19 protein-coding genes and 1 pseudogene are annotated in these 18,373 nt (G+C 45.4%); 1 reads left to right on the top strand and 19 read right to left on the bottom strand.

What is annotated here, in order from left to right; all coding sequences use genetic code 11:
- Positions 1–711 precede the first annotated feature (711 nt).
- The gene (locus AB4558_RS20240; RefSeq protein ID WP_017064690.1) at positions 712–1,887 is read left to right on the top strand and encodes a threonine/serine exporter family protein; all 1,176 of its coding nucleotides are present in this window, start codon (positions 712–714) and stop codon (positions 1,885–1,887) included.
- A 312-nt stretch (positions 1,888–2,199) separates the two neighbouring features.
- Here the strand turns inward: AB4558_RS20240 and AB4558_RS20235 are convergent, their stop codons facing one another.
- The 19 genes and pseudogenes from AB4558_RS20235 to AB4558_RS20145 form a co-directional block, all read right to left on the bottom strand.
- Positions 2,200–3,183 carry a GTP-binding protein gene (locus AB4558_RS20235; RefSeq protein WP_032548688.1) on the bottom strand — a complete coding sequence of 328 codons (984 nt, stop codon included), beginning with the start codon at positions 3,181–3,183 and terminating at the stop codon, positions 2,200–2,202.
- 92 nt (positions 3,184–3,275) lie between these two features.
- Positions 3,276–4,952: an amidohydrolase family protein gene (locus tag AB4558_RS20230; RefSeq protein WP_372074548.1), complete on the bottom strand. Its 1,677-nt coding sequence runs from the start codon at positions 4,950–4,952 to the stop codon at positions 3,276–3,278.
- Positions 4,953–5,061: 109 nt separating this feature from the next.
- Entirely contained in the window at positions 5,062–5,697 is a 636-nt protein-coding gene (locus AB4558_RS20225) for a hypothetical protein (RefSeq protein WP_136982111.1), read from the bottom strand.
- Positions 5,657–5,779 (bottom strand): annotated as a pseudogene (locus AB4558_RS20220) (carboxylesterase family protein); the annotation flags it as partial. The gene AB4558_RS20225 and the pseudogene AB4558_RS20220, both read right to left, overlap by 41 nt.
- A 44-nt stretch (positions 5,780–5,823) precedes the next feature.
- Positions 5,824–6,108: a hypothetical protein gene (locus AB4558_RS20215; protein ID WP_017062010.1), complete on the bottom strand. Its 285-nt coding sequence runs from the start codon at positions 6,106–6,108 to the stop codon at positions 5,824–5,826.
- Between the two features lie 377 nt (positions 6,109–6,485).
- The gene (locus tag AB4558_RS20210; RefSeq protein ID WP_017064694.1) at positions 6,486–6,608 is read right to left on the bottom strand and encodes a hypothetical protein; all 123 of its coding nucleotides are present in this window, start codon (positions 6,606–6,608) and stop codon (positions 6,486–6,488) included.
- Positions 6,609–6,626: 18 nt separating this feature from the next.
- Positions 6,627–6,908: a transposase gene (locus tag AB4558_RS20205; RefSeq protein WP_372159052.1), complete on the bottom strand. Its 282-nt coding sequence runs from the start codon at positions 6,906–6,908 to the stop codon at positions 6,627–6,629.
- Between the two features lie 15 nt (positions 6,909–6,923).
- Positions 6,924–7,058, bottom strand: a complete 135-nt coding sequence (locus AB4558_RS20200; protein WP_372127163.1) for a hypothetical protein — start codon at positions 7,056–7,058, stop codon at positions 6,924–6,926.
- The gene (locus tag AB4558_RS20195) at positions 7,027–7,161 is read right to left on the bottom strand and encodes a transposase (protein WP_372138622.1); all 135 of its coding nucleotides are present in this window, start codon (positions 7,159–7,161) and stop codon (positions 7,027–7,029) included. Before AB4558_RS20195 ends, AB4558_RS20200 begins: the two co-directional genes overlap by 32 nt.
- Positions 7,149–7,403, bottom strand: a complete 255-nt coding sequence (locus AB4558_RS20190) for a transposase (RefSeq protein WP_083190239.1) — start codon at positions 7,401–7,403, stop codon at positions 7,149–7,151. The genes AB4558_RS20195 and AB4558_RS20190 overlap by 13 nt, the downstream gene beginning before the upstream one ends.
- Complete coding sequence (gene yegS / locus AB4558_RS20185) at positions 7,346–8,086, bottom strand: lipid kinase YegS (RefSeq protein WP_108111935.1); 741 nt, start codon at positions 8,084–8,086, stop codon at positions 7,346–7,348. The genes AB4558_RS20190 and yegS overlap by 58 nt, the downstream gene beginning before the upstream one ends.
- 19 nt (positions 8,087–8,105) lie before the next feature.
- Positions 8,106–9,011, bottom strand: a complete 906-nt coding sequence (locus tag AB4558_RS20180; protein ID WP_017059228.1) for a LysR family transcriptional regulator — start codon at positions 9,009–9,011, stop codon at positions 8,106–8,108.
- 78 nt (positions 9,012–9,089) lie between these two features.
- A complete protein-coding gene (locus AB4558_RS20175) occupies positions 9,090–10,472 on the bottom strand; it encodes a BatD family protein (protein WP_372074546.1) in 1,383 nt (460 codons plus the stop codon).
- The gene (locus tag AB4558_RS20170; RefSeq protein ID WP_372074544.1) at positions 10,469–12,175 is read right to left on the bottom strand and encodes a VWA domain-containing protein; all 1,707 of its coding nucleotides are present in this window, start codon (positions 12,173–12,175) and stop codon (positions 10,469–10,471) included. The genes AB4558_RS20175 and AB4558_RS20170 overlap by 4 nt, the downstream gene beginning before the upstream one ends.
- Entirely contained in the window at positions 12,168–13,247 is a 1,080-nt protein-coding gene (locus AB4558_RS20165) for a VWA domain-containing protein (RefSeq protein ID WP_372074542.1), read from the bottom strand. Before AB4558_RS20165 ends, AB4558_RS20170 begins: the two co-directional genes overlap by 8 nt.
- Entirely contained in the window at positions 13,240–13,782 is a 543-nt protein-coding gene (locus AB4558_RS20160; protein WP_372159051.1) for a DUF4381 domain-containing protein, read from the bottom strand. Before AB4558_RS20160 ends, AB4558_RS20165 begins: the two co-directional genes overlap by 8 nt.
- The gene (locus AB4558_RS20155) at positions 13,783–14,745 is read right to left on the bottom strand and encodes a DUF58 domain-containing protein (protein WP_017080116.1); all 963 of its coding nucleotides are present in this window, start codon (positions 14,743–14,745) and stop codon (positions 13,783–13,785) included. It abuts the gene before it with no gap.
- A gap of 12 nt (positions 14,746–14,757) precedes the next feature.
- The gene (locus AB4558_RS20150; protein WP_372074537.1) at positions 14,758–15,741 is read right to left on the bottom strand and encodes an AAA family ATPase; all 984 of its coding nucleotides are present in this window, start codon (positions 15,739–15,741) and stop codon (positions 14,758–14,760) included.
- A 130-nt stretch (positions 15,742–15,871) separates the two neighbouring features.
- Positions 15,872–18,280: a tetratricopeptide repeat protein gene (locus AB4558_RS20145; protein WP_065584632.1), complete on the bottom strand. Its 2,409-nt coding sequence runs from the start codon at positions 18,278–18,280 to the stop codon at positions 15,872–15,874.
- Between the last annotated feature and the right edge of the window lie 93 nt (positions 18,281–18,373).

The following is an 18,373-nucleotide window of genomic DNA, read 5'->3' as shown; positions in this document are numbered from 1 at the left end:
CGAGATACCGACTACTTCTTGGAAAGCCGCGATGAACCACAAATAAGCGGCTCTTTTTTAGCCCAATTTTCTGCTCTTAAACCTTATCGACTGTATCCGCCCCATGAACTCACGGGACGATATTGTTAATACGTGAGCGCCGCAATCACACTGTTAGCGCTAAGGAACCTTTGAAACCGTCATCAAAGCTCACTCATAATAAGCTATTATTTACAGTAGATTTCGGTTAATTTTCCAAAGGCCATTATGAAAAACAAACTGAGTTTAGCAATTCAAGCATACTGCAACTGGATTGATTCAAACATTATTGAAATTGCTTATGTCGGTTCCATTCTAGTTGTGATTCTAACGCTCATCATCAATCTTATTTAGGCTTCCATTTCCTAAATATTAGTTTCCTTTACTCATTACCGAGCTTTTCTAAAAGCCTCAGAGTTAAATCAATCACCTCATGGATTTGGAGTTTTACGCCTTCAAATAGCTGCGTGAGCGGATCTATTTTTGAGGTTGCAGCTTCAACAATGACTGATTTACCTCAACGATAAACTGATAACCTCTCATTCAATGAATCCTATCTTTTTAACCATTGCCTTGTTCGTTTGTAGGAGCCCGTCCTCTATACACGACTATTGGTTACGCTTGAATGAGGATACTATTGAATTAGAATGCCCCTCAAACATATATCGCCTTGGTGATTGAGAAACAAACAGAATGAAACAAACAAATCATATCGAACAATGCCAGCAAGAAATTTTGAGCTTTTCGGACCGATTACATCAATCTGGTTGTGCGCCTTACTCGGTAGCTCAATACACTCAAGCTTATGCAAAACGCCAGAACATTGATGTCTCTATTGATGTGACCCCGACAAAAGTCATCACTATTTTTGAGCAACCCACGCAAAAAGTCGTGATGGAAAACAAAAAACCACCCTCGGTTAACTTACGTGATTTAGTCGCAACGCTTAAAGGGTTTTCGACTCATTCCCATTACGAAGGTTCAGAAACCTACTCGAATCGTACCTTGTGCTTTGCCAATTTATTGCTTCCGCCATGTTATTTAATGTTAGTTGGCAGTACTTATCTGGCGGTCGGTTTATCCATTATTCTGGGCGCTATAGCCTGGCTAGCACAAATTTTCCTGACTGGGCCAAGAAGCATTCTTGTCGAGTTCTTTGTCGCCTTAGTAGCCAGTTTTTTAACCGGTATGATAGCGGCACAGGTTCCCGGCTTACCAACATTGGCACTGTGCATTTCTTCCATTGTCCTTTTTATTCCTGGGTTAACCGTCACCAACGGCTTAGCCAGTCTTGCTCTCAATGACTTTCGGTCAGGTATCGAACTGCTTGCACAAAGCGCACTCATAGTAATGAAAATATTCATCGGCATTGTTATGGGGTTAGGCTTAGCCAACATAATCAATCAACCATTATCGGTACCGGTATTTATTGATGAAATCCCATTCGTTCTTCATGTCACCGCACTGATCGGGATTTCTGTCGCTATTGGCCTTATTTTCAACGCAAGTATGACAGAAATTCTCTTAGGCCTTCCTGTCGCGGCAATTGGCATGTGGGGGCCACATTGGTTTACTTCCGATTGGGTTGTAGGTACATGGGTAAGCACAATACTCATTACGCTTTACGGGTTGGGGATGGGAAAATTGCGTCACGTTCCACCACTCATATACATTATTCAAGGGATCATCATTCTTGTCCCCGGTAGTCGAATCATTGTCGGAGCAAGTGAGTCCTTCTTTGCGACCTCCATTTTACCCATTCCGAATATTGGTCTGTCTGCCTTGCTGATGTTTGGCGCGATTATGGCGGGACAAATCATGGTTTATTCTATATTTAGTCGTCATTTTGATTCCATCATTGAGGACTAACCATCGAGCTAACAATCGCTGATCAACACGCCCCAATAACCCACGATTGAGTCTTTATCTGCTTTTTGACGTTAACAGATTCTGAGAAGGTACTGATGAACAGAGTCTCGAAAATCGATAAGACTATTTTGTTTCAGATGGCGAGGGGAATGAGCAATATGGATTTGGAAAAACCGAATAGAATCGAAATTAGCCAATAATTCAATAAGATAAGGATGCTTAGGATGAGTCAATGCAAAGTAGGCAGAGGTAAGCTAGGTATAGGCAAGCGCTAGGTTGATAGGCTTGCCATCTACTCCGTTTCCGTTCTAACTACGCCACCAGTGCGTTCAGTTTTTTACGCATACTCTCTTTATCAAGGCCACCTTTAGGTCCAATGAAGACTAACCGTGACGAACGAGATTCATCATCTTCCCATGCATCTCCAACCGTCACATTGGCTCGCTGGCCAGTGCACTGAAATACACAGCGATGATCAGGACGATCGGTTAAATTTAAAATACCTTTCATGCGATAAGCATCAATTGAAAACTGTTGCAGTAGAGGATACAAACTTTGTAGATTAAGCGGTTGATCAGTTTCAAAGCTGAATGTTTCGAAATCATGGTTCACGTGATGACAGTGCTCATCATGACAATCATGGTGCTGGCATTCCCTTTGATCAGCCGCTATTTTGTTAGTGACAAAGCGCGTACTTTCAGGGGCATCAAATAAGATAGGTAAATCCACTTCGCCGAATGAAATATCAATCAATTTAGCAAACGGAGCTTGTACTCGGCACCATGCTTTGACTTGCTCTAGTTTATCAGCATCGACTAGGTCAACTTTATTAACCAGAACAATGTCAGCCACTTGAATTTGCTGCTTCGACAACGTCTCCATTGGGCCTTCTAGCCCTAAAATGTTTTCCGCATCGATCGTCGTCACGATTGCATTTAAAGGTGCGTGTGCTTGCAGTTCCGGATCTTCAAATTGAAGTGCCACTTCTTTGGGTTCTGCGATACCTGAAGTTTCAACAATAATATGGTCTGGGCGTTCCTCTAATGCGAGTAAACGCATTACCGAAACGACTAGTCCTTCTGCAAGGTTACAACAGATACAGCCATTCTCTAGGCTGATCATATTTTCACTTTCAGATTTAACTAACTCCGCATCAACATTGATTGATCCAAAATCATTGACGATCACAGCCATGCGCATTCCATTTGCATTGGTTAATATATGGTTTAGTAGGGTCGTTTTCCCTGCTCCTAAAAATCCGGCTAAAATTGTTACTGGAATAGGCTTCTTGCTCATAGCATGCTCTCTTTCGATTTTCGTTGTCTATATTTACTCGGTAAGCAATAAAAAAGGTTGAGCTAATGCCCAACCTTTTAAGTCAGGATAACTTAGCCCGTAACTTTGTTGCGAACCGCTTCACCTGGGTTTGAATCTAACAACATTTCACCAGCTTCAATGATAGGTGTCCCGTTTACAAGTACGTATTTCATGCCTGTAGAAAGGGCATTTGGTTTATCAAATGTTGCAACGGCTTTTACTTCATCAAGTTTGAAAATAGCTAAATCAGCATCTTTACCTACTTGAATACGACCTTTATTTGCCATTTGTGGCACAGCATCCTCAAGAATACGACATGCGTTTAAGCTAGTTCTTTCCATCGCTTCTACTAGTGTTACCGCTTTGTATTCCTCGACATATTTTTCAATAAAACGAGAGAAACAAGCAAGTGAGCGAGGGTGAGCTATTGCGTTGCTTGGAAGTGGCCATACATCACCTTCAATTAATACGCCTTTATCATCCATCCAAGGCATTGCATCTGAAGCGATAGCTGCACCTGGGAACAATACTGAACGGTCCATTTTAGCGCGATCTTCTTTGTTCTCATCGGGTTTTAAGAAGTGCATGACAACCACGGTACCGGGCGCTGATGCTTGTAGTTCAGTGACTTTTTCTTGGTTTAGTGCTTTACCATTCGCTTCCATGTAGCTAGCGCTTGGTACACCCCAACGTTGTAACCAATCGTCACCACGGAAAACTTCTGCGCCAATAACGGAAGAGCCAGCACCATAAGGATAAGCTTCAGTAGTAACGGCTAAACCTTGATCAATGGCGGATTGAACTAAATCGGCACAATCTTCGATATCTTGTACTGACGTGCTGTTGAGGTGACAAATGTGCATGTGTGCACCCGTTGTCGCCGACAGGCTAATGAGTTCTTGGTATGCTTCAAAGCTTGATTTTGGCTCTGCGCTGTTTAGGTAACGAACGTGAGTGTAAGTTGGTACTTCATAGCGTTTTGCTAGTTTAGCAAGATCATAGTACTCTTTGTGGCCATAACCTGGTGCGTAACCCGCGTTAATACCAATGCCTAAGCCCCCCTCTTTAAGACCTTGCTCAACCGAGCCCAGAATTTGTTTTAATTCATCTGGGGTTGCTAGGGTATTTTGCCAATTGTTTTTAGAAAAAGCTTTCTGGAACCAAACAATCGTACCATCAGGAGCAGGCATCGTAGGTTCTTTTGCTTGAATACGAGCGTAAGTCCATGCTACAGAAGCGCCGTAATTAATCGGGCGACCTTCAGCAGCAGTAATATCGTAGTACGTTCCGATTGGGAATAGACCAGATTCCATCTCAAGAGCGGTGGTTACGCCATCGAATGCTTGAGCACGGGCAGCAGGAAGTTGTTGTCCGTGAGCGTGCATATCGATAAAGCCAGGTGCAACCACGAGACCTTCAGCATCGATGATTGTTTTGCCTTGCAGCTTTTTGTCTGAGATTGCAGCAATACGCTTACCTTTAATACCGACGTGACGAATTGCGTCGAGTCCAGTTTCAGGATCAACAACACGGCCATTTTCGATAACGATATCAAATGGCCCTTTCTCGTTAGGCATCAGTTTGATGTTTTGGCCAACCAGTTTTTCAGGGGCTGCATGTAAAACAGAGGCAAAAGGCAGTGCCGCAGCCCCAACCGCTAACTTAGTCAAAGTCGAACGTTTATCTGTATCGACACCATCAAGTAATACTTGCGTAACGTCCAATTCATTTGGGTCGTAATTTTTCATATTGATACCTGTTATGTTTGTTGTAAAAGAATATTAGTTCATGATTGCTATGAAAACTATGCTGCATGTAGAAAAATCAATCGATTGACTAACACCCACCTTTCCATCATTAGAATCCACTGCCAACCGTTATATAAAACGCGCTGTCAACGTCACTAAAAGCGAGGTCTACCCCCATGTGTAACCCATATCGGCAAGCTATCTGATAGCGAAATCCAGCACCATACGCATCGACACTTTCATCGTCTGACAGACTGCCCTCTACTGTCGCTTTATCCAGGCCATAAAACGCAGAAACGGTCCAACGATTATCAATCGCATTATCGTATTCCGCGACAACACCCAGCCCAGAGGTCACCGAGCTTTCGCCCATAAAATATTGAATAACGCCATTGATAGCGTTATTCACATCTTCATTACTGGTCTCAAACTCTACCGAGCTCTGGCCAATAATCTGTTTCACACCCAGCATCAATGGTGTGTTTGCCACTCGAAACTGGAGCTGCTGAAGCGCAGCGACTCCCGAGGTTTTTGTGCCGAATTGAATCGTTTTGTTGTACGACGCACCTATACTGAACTCTTTGAAAATATCGAGGTTCGCCTTTCCAGCGCCAACGCCACCCGTATATCGAATGGTATCTTTTAGCCACGACGGTATCACCGTTAATGTCGGTATCAGAACCTGCGCCATATTCAAAGTCCCCACCATGAATAAAGACATACACGGGTAATGACTCTGAACCATTGATCTCCGAAGGACGCCAAATATTAAGATTCAAGCAATCTTCAGATTGCTCTTGCTGGGTTATTTTAAGCTGTGGGCACACGGCGCCAAATTGTGTCGCATCTATAGCGCTATCAGCATTGTGTTCTAATTGACGGAGTGACTGTGCTGAAAACGTTGTTGATCGGCGTAAGTGATTCCTTTAAACGCTTCAATGGATACGCGTTGCTCGTCACCTGCTAAGGTATTGATCACAACAGACTCTCTATTTGCGAAAAGAGTCGCGTCCCCGATGGATACTGAAACCTGCTCTGTTGGTAATGTCTGAAGCGGTTCTGGCTTAATAGGACGTGAGCTGGTTTCATCACTACCCCACGCAGAAAGAGCAACAGTGATAGCGATAACCATGAGTGAGCGATGCGTTAAATTCATGGTTGTACCCATAAATGTGTTCGGCCATCTGACCTGATATTGGTATCATCAAACCTGAGAATCCCTATGCTCAGCCATGCTCATTTCTGGAGTATTTGAAGTATTTTTTCTTTATGGTGCGATATTAATTCACTCTTTAAATTTGAATAAATCGCTTATGCAGGACGAGATCCTACATATATTCACTACCGTGAGTGGATGTCGCTTTTTATTTATCACAAAGACTTCTTGTTGTGCCTTCTTTGGCTGACTATCTAGGGTTGATAAAATTTCAACGGGTTCTTGAAACAGCTCTATAGGGGGTTGCTGTGACTCTCCTTCTGAAGCTTCAAACTCATCAAAGAACCCAAATATGTTATTAGAGTCCGATGGCATAGTTAGCACCAAACGTAAGTTTCGAGGCCAAAGCCAATATTGTTGAGGTCTGTTTTGACTTGACCCGAAGAGGTCCAAGGTAGAAGTGCGTCGATATCAGGCTCTGCTTTCGCGAGCTCTTTCATGCACTTGACCATGTAGTCTTAGAGGATAAGACCGTTGGCTTTTGCAGTCTCGACGATACTGTAAAGCATCGCGCTCGCCTCAGCACCGTTTGTGTGTTGGAGAATAGCCAATTTTCCCTGCCAAATAACCAGCGGTTTAATTGCGCGTTCAGCGCGATTATTATCGATAGATAAGTGACCATCGTCGATATAACGAATGAGTTTAGGCCATTGCCCGAGCGTGTACTTTATTGCTTTGCCTAGTGGGCTAGAGCCTATCACCTTCTGGGTTGTCATCCATTGGTAAAGCTCATCCAGTATCGGCTTGGCATACGCTTAACGCTCTGCTTTGCGTTCTTCGGCAGGCGCACCTTTTAAGCGTGATTCTATCCCGTAGAGCTTTTGGGGTTTAGCCAGCACTTTATCAGCCTTGCCCGATTTACCTTCCCCTTGAAGCTTCTTCGCGTCCATGAACTTGCGTTAAGCACCCCACATTAGTGACGTGATGCAGACCATGATAAGCCGTGTAGCCATCGGTTTGTAGATAACCGTTGTAGTCACCTAAAAAGTCCACGGGGCACACCCTCGCGCGACTGTTTTGATAGTCGTACAAGGCGATTTTTTCACATTCGGCAGTGCCGCTTCGGGCGAGTCAGCGCCTGAGCAGTAGAGCCACATATAACACTGCTTCTCTTCTTTGAGCACATTGAGCGGCGTTTCATCCGCCTGAACCACCACTTGTTGAAGTAGGTTCTCCTTCAAGGCCACATACAGCGGGGCGAACTTCTCACTGACTTGGATAACCCACCTTGCCATGGTGGCGCGTGATAGCTCGATACCCGACTGGGTAAACAGCGATCATCAATCAATGCATTGGGTGCTAACTCTTGTCCTCCACCCGCTAAGCGACCATTACAAAAAGCACCAACAAGGATCTCGCCGGTAAAGCTGCCTTTGTCTATGGGCAACGTGCCACTGTAGGGCTTAAAGCCAAGTGCTTTCACCACACCTGTTAGTGTATACGCACCGCCACCGAGAAAATCTTTAAGCTCGACAGGCGTTTCAGCTGTGACTTCAGCACCAAAACCCGCCGCAGCGACATTCATAAAATAGCGGTCATTCGCACGCGCGCTATCCACCGCAAACGCCTTGCCTTCCAGCGCTAGTTCAAAAGCACCCGAAATATCGTTAGGTATTCCCGTTGCGGTAGCAAAATCATTCGCAGTGCCCATTGGGATAAGCGCCAGTTGTGGTCTTTCACTGGCACGGAACTGGTTGAGCGCGTTAACGGCTTCATTCACCGTTCCATCGCCACCGACAACAATCAGACGCTTAACACCATCGCATATTGCCTCGCTTACCAAACGAAACATGTCCGACGATTCCCAAGTCACTCTAACTTGCAGGTCAATATCATTGTCCCTCGCCGCAAAGATGGCTTGCCTTAATTCCGGGATATTGGCTTTCTTTCCGTTTAAAATCACGCGAATGCTGTCCATGGCTATGTCCTTGTATAGGCTAACTTGATAACTCTTTTGCTGCCGCTTTGATCTTAGCTCGTAACCACTTATGGCTTGGTTCATTAGTACGGCTTGGATGCCAAATCATACACATATCGAGGTCTTCCAACTCGAAGGGCAATGGCAGTGTTTTTACCGCGTACTTTTCAGCAAAACAATGCACTGATGAAATAGGCATTACTCCGATGTACTCAGAGCCTTCGATAACAGGAAGCATCTCTACAACGCCCGCTGCGCGATACACGATTCTACGTTTCTCAAGGTCACTATAGTGCTCAGAGCTTAATAAGCTTTTGCGCGCATGCCACCTAGAGACCACCACATGCTCGAGTGCTAAGAACTGTTCCATATCGATGGTATCGCCAACCGTAGGATGATCACTACTACACACCACCACCAGCTCTTCTGTAGAAATCACCTCGTGCTTAAGCATGGTTCTTCCTTTAGGCGTCATATCAACAATCACGTCGTGTCTTTGCAGCCTTAAATCAGACTCATAGTCTTCGGTAAACAGAGGATGAACCTCTAACGCGATACCTGGTGCGACTTGGCTGATTAACCGCATGACTTTTGGCATCATTTCGTAGCTCGCCGCCGAGACGCAGGCAATGGAAAACACGCGGCCTGAGGTTTTAGGATCGAAGTCTCTTGATGCGGATAAGGTAGAAGTAAAGTTTTTAAGTGCAGCGGCCATTGCAGGATAGATATCAATAGCGAATGTGGTTGGCTCTACGCCTGATGTGGTGCGATGAAACAGTGGCTCATCATAGATATCTCTCAACCTTGCAAGTGCTTTACTCACTGCTGGTTGGCTTATATCCATGCGATTAGCAGCTCTAGATAAGTTCTGCTCTTCATAGATAGCAACAAATATAGGAATTAGATTTAGTTCGGTACTTTTCATACAGTTCCATATTAAAGAAGCAGGTTCCCCATAGTAGAGAACCTGCCGATTATGTTCGATGCGAATAACTAAAGTTTGCTACTTAGTTCTATCTTTTAAGTTTGGCAAGGCTTTAGGGATTTTCAAGCGAGCGGCAATTGAACGAGAATTGCTTGAGTTTGATGTGTCACTGGGCAAGTTACGTAACCCTTTCCATAAACGAGTGAATACGTTTTTATCTTCACATCCTTGTTGAAGGGCTTCGCTATCTTCTAGCCAACGCTTTTGTCCATTTGATTTACCATGTTGCGCTTTATCCAGTTGCACTTTATTCAGTTCTAACTGAGAGGTTTGGTTTCGCAATTGACGGTAGATAAAGGTTCTTAATGCAGCCCAATTACCTTGCTTAACTAAACGACGTAGTACCAGCCAACTCGGTGTTGGGCGGTTTGCGTAGTAACGCTTAACCGAAACAATCAACGCAATGCAGACTAACAACACCAAACCAACACTAATAAACACCGACATGTAGGCCTTGATGAAAGATTGGACTGTGTGTTTGGCTTCAAACACTTCGCCTTTTATCACCACGTTTTCAAGGCGTTGATTTTTGCTGTCCCACCACTGAAATGAAAACTCTGGCAGCGTAAACTCACCACCCTGCTGAATCACATATACAGTCTGTTCAACTCGGCTTGAGCGATAATCACCACGTTCTTGAGTGTCATCCAAACGGTTGGGCTGTGGGTAAGCTTGGAACTGCTTAGTGGACTTATTGGTTAGCACATCTGGCAACAACACAGAAAAGCTGTCTTTTGCCTTAATCGTGATAGTTCGAGTCATAGCATCGCCAACTTTTAGCTCTTCACTTGAGCGTTGCCATTGCTGCTCTATATCTACTTCTGTCGCAGAAAACCAAGGCGTTTTATTATCGAGTAAACCTGAAGGCAACGAAGCTTCAAACTTAATCGGCTGCGTGTAAAGCGTACCGCCCACGTTTGAACCATCAGGAGCAGAAACTTGGATACGAACCGGCACGGTTGGAATGACAAACTCGCCAGAAGTCATCGGATAAAGTGTCACTTCCCATCGTTGACGCGACCATGTAGTGCCATTGACCCGTTCCGTGTAATTAGTCGCGAGTTGGTTACGTTGCTTAGCGATCACGTTAGGGATTTCGATACTGCCGATTCGAGTCCCTCCCGTTAACCAACGCGGCGTCGCCACCTCAATGTTCAGAATTACCTGCTCATTAACGCTCACTTTAGTCTGCGTTATCTTATCGCCTGACTTTGGCTTTTCCCCTACCCAAGCGATAAGCTCAACGTCACCACTTTTTTGGAGGTCGAAGATATCTGTAGCAGAAGCAACAAAAGGAAAAAACCAACTCAATATAAGAATCATCGACAGTAGCCACTTATGGGATCTGAATCGCACTCTCTTTGATTGAATCGCTTCAAGAGCTAAATCATATCGACTCATTGCGTTTGCTCCTGTTTTGACGCTTGTTCGATGGAAGGCGCAGGATCTCTTAACTGAATTTGGAATTTGGATTTCAAGAAGAACTTAGGATCGGCTTCTACTCGCTTTAACCACTTGTCGGCAAGCTCTTGGCTGCCCAAAATCTCATTCGCGTTAAGTGTTTCCTTAAGCATCAATTCCGCTACCGTTTCTTCTTCAGCGCCATCACCCGTTCGCGGCTGATCGTCTTCGAGTTCTAAAGATTCTTCAGGGCCATCTGTGGTTCCAGACTGGCTTTCACTGGTTCGGTTTACCTCTTCGACAATTCCACTAAGCACAGCAAGATTGTTCTCCACATCCGTTCTTAGTTCTGGTGACAGATCCTCTTTCTCACTTAATGATTTCAAGAGGTCTCGTGCGGCAAGGTATTCACGCTGCCTAGCTAACGCACTCGCTGCATTGTACAAACCAAGGTCAGTTTTGGTTTGCAAAAACGCACTGTGAGCGAGCTTAAAATCACGAGCATAGTAATAAGCCGCGCCCTTTCGCATTGGGTCAGTAAAATGTTTGGCAGCTTGAAGATATTCTTTCTGATTCAACAGGCGTTGACCTTGCTGATCGGGCGTTAACCATAAGTCCCACCACCATTGAGCTGTTTTGTCCCAAGTAGTAACCGACTCCACCACAACTGGTTTCTCAGCGGTTAAGTTGACTGTTTTCGCCAAAGTGCTTGGTGAATAGATGCTGCCCGAAATCACTAGACCAACGACACACCACTGCACCAACCATCCTTTTCTGAACCACAACAACATGATAATCGCCATTGGGATAAGCAAGCCATAGCCCATGTCTTTCCAAGGCATTGAAGATTCGCCGTTGAGCTGCATGTTTCTTTCAACCGCTCTGTTCAGTTTTTGGATATCCGAATCATCAACGGTCACCTCAATCACTCGTCCACCCGTCTTACTCGCTAAGTTACGCAGTGAATCTAGGTCGACTGGGTTATCGCTCACCACATTACTGTTTCCTGCGGCTAGAATGAGCAACTGATACGGATTGTCGTTAAAGAAACTCTCGTACGCCCTAATGGTACTTGGGTTTACACCATCTGATACCAACAGTACAGAAGAGCCTAACTCACCAGACAGTTGCTGATTAATCAATGGCAATGCTTCTTGTGCTGACTTACCTGATACCGGCATGATATCGGGTGTAATAGCCGCTAGAAACGGTTCGAATACCTTGCTGTCTTGAGTGACGGGCATCGCGACGTGTGCGCTGCCTGCGTAAACCACTAAGCCCGTATTACCGCCTTTCCGAGCTGACAATAAGTCTCTAATCTTCTGCTTAGATCGTTCCAAGCGACTCGGTGGTAAGTCTTTAGCGAGCATGGATTCACTGTTATCAAGCACAACCAACATCGACGCTTTGTCTTCACCAAAAGGCGAAGCCTCACGTTGCCATGTTGGGCCAGAACAGATAATGATGGCGATAGTTACAATCACCACCAATAGCTTCAATGGCAGCTGCTTACGCCAGCCTGTTTCGCCAATGGTCAATGCATCACGTAAGTGTGCAGGTAGAATGTCTTTCCACGTTGGTTTGGTCTCTTCTCTCCAACGAACCCATAACAGGAAGAACATCGGAATAAAGGCCAACAACCACAAAGGTCGGATAAAATGAAACTGGGTGAAGAACTGTTGTAGAGTGAGAGAATCAGGCATCATCCTCTCCTTTCAATTTTTTAGTTTTAGAAGCCAAAAGCGACCTTCTACGTAAAGTCGCCAGACTAAAGGCAGTCAGATACATCACAACAACAATCGCCATTAAGTAATGGTGCAGCACCTGTTTAGGACGATAAGTGGTACTTTCATATAATTGTGGTTCTAGCTCACCAATCTGAGCATAGGCTTTGGTCAGTTCGTCGCGGTTAAGTGCTTCAAAGGCTTCGCCACCTGACTCTTGAGCGACACGCTTGATGGTTTCCATATCCAGAGCAACCTCTCCAACGGTTTGCGGATCGCCCATCGCAATAACGTGAATTCGAACGCCTTTAGCCTTGGCGACTTTTGCGGCATCGATAGGCTCAACAAAACTTCCTGTATCATTACCGTCTGTTAATACGATCACGACTTTCTCTTTTTCGTTGGTGTCGACGTTTGAATCTTGAACGGCAGCACTTTGCTTTTCACTTTGTTCAAACACCTTGATCGCCAAGCCAATTGCATCGCCCAAGTGCGTACTTTGCCCTGCCATCGCGACATCGGTTTGATTAAGCAGTTCAAGCCATACATCTTGGTCCGCGGTAAATGGCGTTTGTACAAACGCTGCATCACCAAACAAGATCAAACCGAGTCGGTCTCCTTTTCTGGTTTTCGCAAAATCGGCTAACACCTCTTTGGTCGCATCTAAACGAGAGATTTTATCGCCTTGTTTAGAAGTGAAATCTTGCTCCGCCATTGAGCCAGACAAATCGACCACCACCATCACATCACGACCCAATTGTTCGCGAACCTGTGGCTCACCAAGAATGGTTGGTTTCGCTAACGCACACACGACCAATACCCAAGTAATAATGAGCGTGGTTCGTTGCCACCAGCTTGGTGTTAGCTGGCTTGCCCCTTCAGACGGCGCCTCACCAATCGCTTCAACCAGCTCACTGAAAAACGGCACTTTGATCGCCATTTGTTTGGTGCGATAAGCAGGTACGGCGAAATAAACGAGTAAAGGCAAAGGTAGTGCGATAAACCACAGTGGGTGCGCGAATTCAAAGCTGGCAGATAAACTATCAAACATTATCTTGCCCCTCTGGTTTCGCTTGTACATCTGGTTTATGAAGTTTTAGCCACATCATCGCGGTTTGAATTACCTCTAAACGCTGTTCAAAGCTCAAACGCACATTAGGGTCAATTAGGCTTTGCATCCATAATTCCGAAACTTCATCGGCAAAGAACGCATTGCTGTTTTCACTCGTGTTGGCGCTAACAGGCAGATAAGCGTTCAAACGGTTCACATAAGCTTGTCCAAACAGCTTTGCATTACTGCTGTCTAGGTAACGAAGTACCACTTTCAGTACTTTGAAGGTTCGTTCTGTTGAATTTTTGTCTCGTGCATCCAGTACCATGAGCTCTTGAAGCGCTTCTTTGCGATAACGGTTATTCCACCATTTCTGCGCCAAACGATAAGCCAGATAGATAGCGACCAATAACAGAATAACGCCAAGGATCTTCCAGCCGATCGTTTGAGGAGCCCAGCTCACACTGTCAGGAATCGCTACATCGTGCAGTTCGCGGAGGATATAGGTACTTGGAGGAGTATGTTCAACAGCCATTTAACGCCCTCCCACTAGCTTCTGCAGCTGTGATATGTGATTGCCCGACGTGTCTAATTCTATATAAGGGAGGTTTTTCATCGCCATCAATTTAGCAAGGGACTGTTTCTGCAGTGCCGCTTTCTGAGCAAGACTTTCACTCGCGAGGTTTACCTTAGATTGGCTATCCAGATTAAGTTGAAAGCGACCATCACCCACCACCCAGTTTGCGCTTGCAAGATCTTGAGGCAATGACTGTTCTAATGGGTCGGTGACCATAATGGCCAAGATATCGTTGTGTTGCTGTAACTGCTTTAGTCGATCGAGATGTTGTTCTCGGCAGTCTCGCCAGTCACTAATGAATATCAAGGTTGATTGCTTGAGTCTCATTCGCTTGATCAGTTCAATCCACTGGCTAAAACCAACACCCTCGCTGTCACTCACACTCACGTCTAAGCTTTGATTAGCCTTGGTAAGATGCTTTAACTGAGCCAATAAATCAGACTGTGAACGCTGCGCTTTGGTATGAAAGAGCTTTTGATGTGAAGCTAAAACGAAGCCGACACGATCACCATCTTTAAGCACTCGCCATCCACACAGTGCAGCGACTTCGGCAGCCACAACGGATTTCATGGTGTTTTGAGAAGCAAAAAACATCGAACTGCGCTGATCGACACAGATCATCACATTACGGTCTTTCTCTTCGGTATAGCTACGAACATGCGGCTTACCCGTTCGCATGGTGACTTTCCAATCGAGATTACGGATATCATCACCCAATTGGTAATGACGTAATTCTTCGAAGTTCAAACCACGACCACGGAACAAAGAGTTATGTCTGCCCGAAAGTACGCTGCCCGCTTTTAAATGAGGTAATAGTGAAAATGATTCAGCTTGAGCCTGAATTCGCACTAACCTTGAATAGTCACAGTACAGTCGAGGATCAAGGCCTTGCGGTTTAGGAGCTTGTGTTGGCTTCGCCATGACGCCCCCTAGTTATCCGATCTCAACATTATCAAGCAGTTCTTCAACCACTCTTTGATGGTCAACACCATCGGCTAATGCATCGTAAGACAACGAGAATCGGTGGCCTAATACGGTTGGTAACATGGCACGCACATCGTCTAACGTGACGTGGTCATGCCCTTGTAGCCAAGCATAAGCGCGAGCACATTTATCCAACGCGATGGAAGCACGCGGACTTGAACCAATCTCAATCCATTTAGACAAGTTTGATTCTGGGTAACGCTCTGGCTTACGAGTTGCCATCACCAAGGCCACAATGTATTTCTCAACTAAATCAGAAACGGCAATGTCTGGAAGTTGGCGCCGAGCTTCAAGTACCAACTCAGGTTCAATATGTTGTGGCGTGACTAATTCTGAACTGGTCTCGCTACCGAGTTCCTCACTGCGCACAAGTCGAATGATGTCGCGTTCAGCTTCATCTTCTGGATAGTCGACTGTCACTTTCATAATGAAACGGTCCATTTGTGCTTCAGGCAGTGGATACGTACCTTCTTGCTCAACTGGGTTTTGTGTGGCTAGCACCATGAACAAATCTGGCAGGATGTGAGTTTGACCACCCACCGTAATCGTCCCTTCCGCCATCGCTTCAAGCAGAGCAGCCTGTACTTTTGCAGGCGCACGGTTCACTTCATCGGCTAATACAATGCTGTTGAAAATAGGACCCGGTTGGAAATGCAACTGAGGCTTTCCATCAAGCTCTTGATACACCTCCGTGCCCGTCACATCAGATGGCAGCAGGTCTGGCGTAAATTGAATTCGACCAAAACTGGTGTTCAGTAGATTCGCCAGCGATTTTACTGAGCGAGTTTTCGCTGTACCGGGAAGTCCCTCTAAAAGCACATGGCCATTAGTCAATAACCCTATCACCAGAGCCCGAACGACGTGGCTCTGACCGATAACACTTTTCTCTGTTTGTTCAATCAGTTGGTTTATTGCTTGTTGCGCATGGTTCATAGGTCTTCCCTTAATTCAATCTGTCTGCGTACATCCTACTCACAAGCTCCATAACTATTAGTTATAAACGCGATAATTGGTTACAAGCGGAATAAGCAGCAAGCTCGATAGCCAAGCTCACCTCATCGCTTTATTTAAACCTAGCTTTCAATTGGTTTATGGCTTCCGGCGGTGCCACTTTGCTCAATGATGAAATACATTGCTCAAACGCCTTTGGTACGCCCGGTATATGACTGTTTCGCGCCAACACTTCACACTGGGCATACAGGTGCTGTGGGTTGCGGCTAAATTGGTAAGCCTTATGCAGTGATTGACTTGCCGCAAGCACATCCGATTTTTCCAAAGCCAATCCGTACACATACCAATATTGAGGGTCGGTTTGCGCAGTTTCAGCGGCTTGTTTAAGGTAGTCCGTTGCTTGTTCGTAATCTTTCACACGAAGCAGAGACAATCCTGTGCTGTATGGCAAAACACTCGATTTAGGCTGAGCTTCAATACCTTGCTTCAAGGTCGACAACGCTTTTGCCTCGTTACCTTGCGCTCGATACAAATCCGCTAAATTGGCGTAGCTGTTTTCGAAATAAGGCTCAATCTCGATAGCGCCTAGATAAAACTCAATCGCTTTGTCGTGCTGGCCTAAATCTCGGTAAACGTTGCCTAGGTTAGTACGTCCAAATCCTCTGTCGGCATTAAATTGCTGTATTTCAATGTACTCTTCTAATGCAGGCTTGATTTGGTCTTTCTGCAGAGGGTTCATTTCTCCCCAATAACGCACTAATGCGCCTGCGGTTTCTGAACGAATCGACAATACAGGGTCTTTCAGTAGCGGCTCTAGAATTTGCCAACGGTCAGTGAATGGGAAACCAGACGAGCCTTGTACCACACCCAAACGGATCATTTCATCATCATGTTTCACCGCTCTTGCCAGCGAAATAAGCGTATTCTTACCCGTATTACCGCCCAAACGTTCTAAGCTCGATGCACGAATGATATTGCTTAAGCTAGAGTCCTGAGCCGAGTATGCCAACGCATCCTCTGCACCTCTGTGCCCTATCGAGTCAGCATAAAAGGCAACGGCAAAGTGCTGCTGATTACGATACTTAGAATCTGGGAACCACTCACCGATTTGCTTATCTGCCCACTGGTCGGTTTGATCTGCATGACAGCTAGTGCACACGTTCGGCGTTTTAATGTGTTGGCTAATATCAGGACGTGGGATATGCCAACTGTGGTCACGCCTTGGGTCAACCTCCATGTAAGTCGTCTCTGGCATGTGACAAGTCGTGCATTGTGAAGCTTCAGTATTCGCTTCGTGGAATGTGTGCTTTTCAGGCGTGTATTCTGATGCAATATGACATTGGCTACACACGGCTTCTTCCGCAATTTTTAGTTCAGCGGTATGAGGATCGTGGCAGTTAGTACATGTGACGCCTTTTTCAGCCATCACGGATTGAAGGAAAGATCCGTAAACGTAATCTTCATCGTAGATTTGACCATCGTTGTGGTAAAGCTCTGGGGTAATCAAGCTCAAGCGATACTTATCAAAGAAAGACCCGTTAACGTGATCACCCGTTTCATTTAACTGAGTACGACGGCTGTGGCATTGAGCACAGGTTTGAACTTGATTGGTATGGATGATGTCTTTTGGTTGCAGGGTTGAATTACCCTCTTGATAGATCCACTCTTTGACCGACTTCGACAAGTCGCGGTCAAAACCATAATGCGCCGAGACTGGAGCATCCTTTCCACCGTTAGCTTTTGCTAGCTGAGCCTTTTCAACGTGCTCACTCGCAGGGCCATGACACGCTTCACAACCGACATTAATCTCAGACCAAGTAGTGTTGTAGGTATTACTCGCGCTGTCGTAGTTTTTCTCTAGGTTCGTTGAATGGCAATCAGCACACATGAAGTTCCAGTTTTGACCGCTATTGGTCCAGTAGAATTCATCGGTGTTGGTGGTATCAGGATAGAGGTGAAACCAGCGTTGACCGCCTTCGCCCTCAGTGCGAGAATCCCAAGCGAAAGGAATCAACTGTACACGGCCGTCTTCAAATTCAACCATGTATTGTTGTAGTGGTTCAAAGGCAAAGGTATAGCTGATTTTGTAATCTTTAAAGTGGCCGTCTTGCCCTTCAATATTGACCCAGAACTCTTCGCCCTTGCGGAAAAATCGGTTGGGTTTACCGTCATGAGTGAATGTTTGATCGTTGAAATCGCCTAATACAGATTCGTCTGTAGCGTGCTTCATCGCCATATCATGATGAGAGCCCTCCCACGCTGCGACTTCTTCACTATGACAATCAACACATGCTTCCGAACCGACATAGCTGGCTTTAGAACCGATAGGTAAAGCGTCAGAGCTAACGGGTGACGCTACAGAGTTGGCCTTTGAAATATCAGAGTTGATATTAGGATCTTGCTCGTTGGCATAGGCGTTCAGACTGAACAGCGACAACATCAGTGAAGACAAGATTGCGGATAATACTGCGACTCGCTGGTGTTTCAATCCGTTTACCAGTGAGCACAACCATGCAGACATAACATTCCTTGTTTTTATACATCCTCATGCTTAATAAGGTAGACGTAAAAACAACGAATTTACAATTATTTAGGGCGTTGTTGATCAAATCAG

It is taken from the genome of Vibrio sp. 10N.222.51.C5 (assembly GCF_041474575.1).
Lineage (GTDB): Bacteria > Pseudomonadota > Gammaproteobacteria > Enterobacterales > Vibrionaceae > Vibrio > Vibrio crassostreae_C.
The sequence above is the reverse complement of the archived record's forward strand: the minus strand, read 5'-3'. Positions and strand labels throughout refer to the sequence as shown.